This window comes from Chitinophaga tropicalis, from assembly GCF_009758205.1.
GTDB classification, from domain to species: Bacteria; Bacteroidota; Bacteroidia; order Chitinophagales; family Chitinophagaceae; genus Chitinophaga; species Chitinophaga tropicalis.
Genome location: NZ_WRXN01000040.1, coordinates 1 through 2,544, shown reverse-complemented (window position 1 = coordinate 2,544; position 2,544 = coordinate 1). Strand labels below are relative to the sequence as shown.

The window sequence follows — 2,544 nt, the reverse complement described above, 5'->3', positions numbered from 1 at the left end:
ACTCTAAAAGTCCCTTTGGGAGAAGAAATTCCATTAACTGTCGATAGTTCTGATCCAAGTTGTTGCTTCTTAATGAGCTGCAAAAAAACAACTTTTTGATCTTCCCCCCAAGTTTTCAACTTGATCCTATAAATCCCGGTCTATTTCTTCATCGGCATGGCGCTCTCTCAGCCGTTTGATCTTTTTATCAATCTCTGCCATTCTTTCCTCTAGTATTTTTTCCTTCTCCCAGCTTTCCTGGGTAAATTGATTATAGGTAGCGATTACCTGCATTTTTATAAGCTGCCGGTAATCGTCATTGACATCCAAGGTAAAACCTGTCAGCAACTCCCTGAATGTTTCATGAAGGGTATCTGCCCGCTTATTACACTTGCAGCCAGGCGTATTACATTTATAATAGTACTTTTGGTTCTTGTAAGCCTTATACCCTCTTAGGTAGCTGCCACATTCGTCACACTTCAGGAAACGTTTTAACGGGATAATATCATTCTCTGATTGAACCGTATAACCCTGATGATGATCAGCCAGGATACCGTTTACTTTTAAAAACAACTCTCTGGATACGGCCTTCTCTTGAATACCCTCAATTACATTACCTTCCAATGCCTTGTGCACAATCAGTCCACAGTAAAAGGGATTCCTGAGTATGTCAGATAACCGCTGCTTGGTAAGATTTAATCCTATTGCTGCTAATCGTTGCCTAACATCCTCATTAGTTACTCCTGTGGCTTTCCGTTGAAACCCCTTACCTATCTGCTTCCCGATTTTATTCAGTACATAAGTCTTCTTCCCGTCATGCCTGACTATATCGTATCCCATAGGTGGTGGAGCACACCAGATACCCATCAATAACTTCTCCCTCACTCCTGCCATGCATTTCTCGCGTCTCAGCTGATTATCATATTCACTAAATATGAATTGAATGTTCTGCTGTAATGCGCCACTGGCTGTTGATGCATCCGTAGGCTGCGTGACGGCATAAACTATTATACCCTGCTTTTTAAGCTGATCAGCGATATACATAGCGTTTGTACCCGAACGACTGAACCGGTCAACGCTATACACGATTATATGGGCTATCTTCTCTTTGCTCTTCTTCACAAAAGCCAGCATCTTATTAAATTCCCGCCGCTCGTCAGTCCTGGCACTTTCATAGGTTCCACCAAAATATCCTTTGATGTTTAAGCCGCCTTTAGTAGCATATTTCTCACAGGCTTTACGTTGGGTACCTAAACTCATATTGTTATCAGCCTGCTCCTTGGTCGAAACGCGGGTATAGATAACACAGTTATTATTACGCGCAGTCTGCGCTTTCTTTCCTTTGGCAAAAGAATCAAAAAGGGATAATCCTGGGTTCATGCGATTTTCTTTTCGTATTCAATATTGGGTAAGTCAATTATTTTGATGGGTGAACTCCGCTGGCTGAATATCGTCAGTCCTATTGTTGTAAATGTCTTGATTGTATTTAGCAGCTCTTCCGCCTGAGCTGTGGTGTAATGTTTAAAACTATTTAGCGCTTTTACATTATCGACTGTTATGTCCTGGTTTCTTTCTGGCATAGTGTGAGATGCTTTAATGTGTAGTCAGGTTAAAATGGGAATGGCATAAAAAAGGAATGAGTACACATTGCATACTCATTCCTGTCAATCAGAATTGCTGACTTACTCACTCTCGTCATCGTCAGTATTGTCAGCTATCAGATCTTCAATTTGATGAATGACTTCCCGGTCTTGCTTTGTATATTGCAGCTCCAGTGTAATTGTATCTGCGTCTTCATCCACCTCCATAATTGTATGGTTAAGATCATGTTCGCAGATCAATGCACAGACTTCCAACATAGCAGCAGTTGGAACATCAAATTGTTCGCTGGTTGACTTTGTCATATTATTTTGGTTTAATGACATCAAAGCTACAACCGCGCGAAAAGCCACTTTCCACCATTTACGCGCATTTCACCGAATTTGTCCAACAAAGCAAAAAATAGCCACTAAATGCTCACTTTTGTACACATTGGAAACTATCAGAATCCAGATCAAACCCGATTGGGTTCTAGTCGGTAACAAGTCAAAAACTAATTGGCGATTATCAACTACGATTTAACAACATTTGACTGCACGTTAAAATAATATCACCTAGTCACAAACAAGAACATCAACTAAAGGGACATTGTAATATTTACAAAGTACCGCTACCCTGGAAACGCTGAGATCTTTATATAGACCTTTTTCGGAGCTACTAATTATACCGGCACACATACGTGTAGCCTTTGCGACCGTCTTCAAACTTTCTCCTCGCCCCTTACGCAAATTAAACAGCTTGTCTCCCACACAATGTAGATACGCGTCTATTCTCTTTTCAAGTTCCTTCTTACTGATTTCAGGCTGGCTCATTTGCGGTTTTTAAAGGGAATGAAATAGGTGTAAGCAGTAAATAATAATGCAGCAAAATCGGTAAATATGAGTGCAGCAAAAACGGTAACAATGCTACAGCAAAAATGGCAACATTAGTGCAGCAATAAGGCTACAGTTGTTACATAGTTCATCC

The 2,544-nt window shown here is 40.6% G+C and carries 2 protein-coding genes; both read right to left on the bottom strand.

Features of this window, described 5'->3' with window-relative positions:
• Positions 1–126: 126 nt before the first annotated feature.
• A complete protein-coding gene (locus GO493_RS30665) occupies positions 127–1,359 on the bottom strand; it encodes a recombinase family protein (protein WP_157310064.1) in 1,233 nt (410 codons plus the stop codon).
• A 302-nt stretch (positions 1,360–1,661) separates the two neighbouring features.
• Positions 1,662–1,883 (bottom strand): hypothetical protein, encoded by a 222-nt coding sequence (locus GO493_RS30660; protein ID WP_157310063.1) that lies wholly within the window; start codon positions 1,881–1,883, stop codon positions 1,662–1,664.
• Between the last annotated feature and the right edge of the window lie 661 nt (positions 1,884–2,544).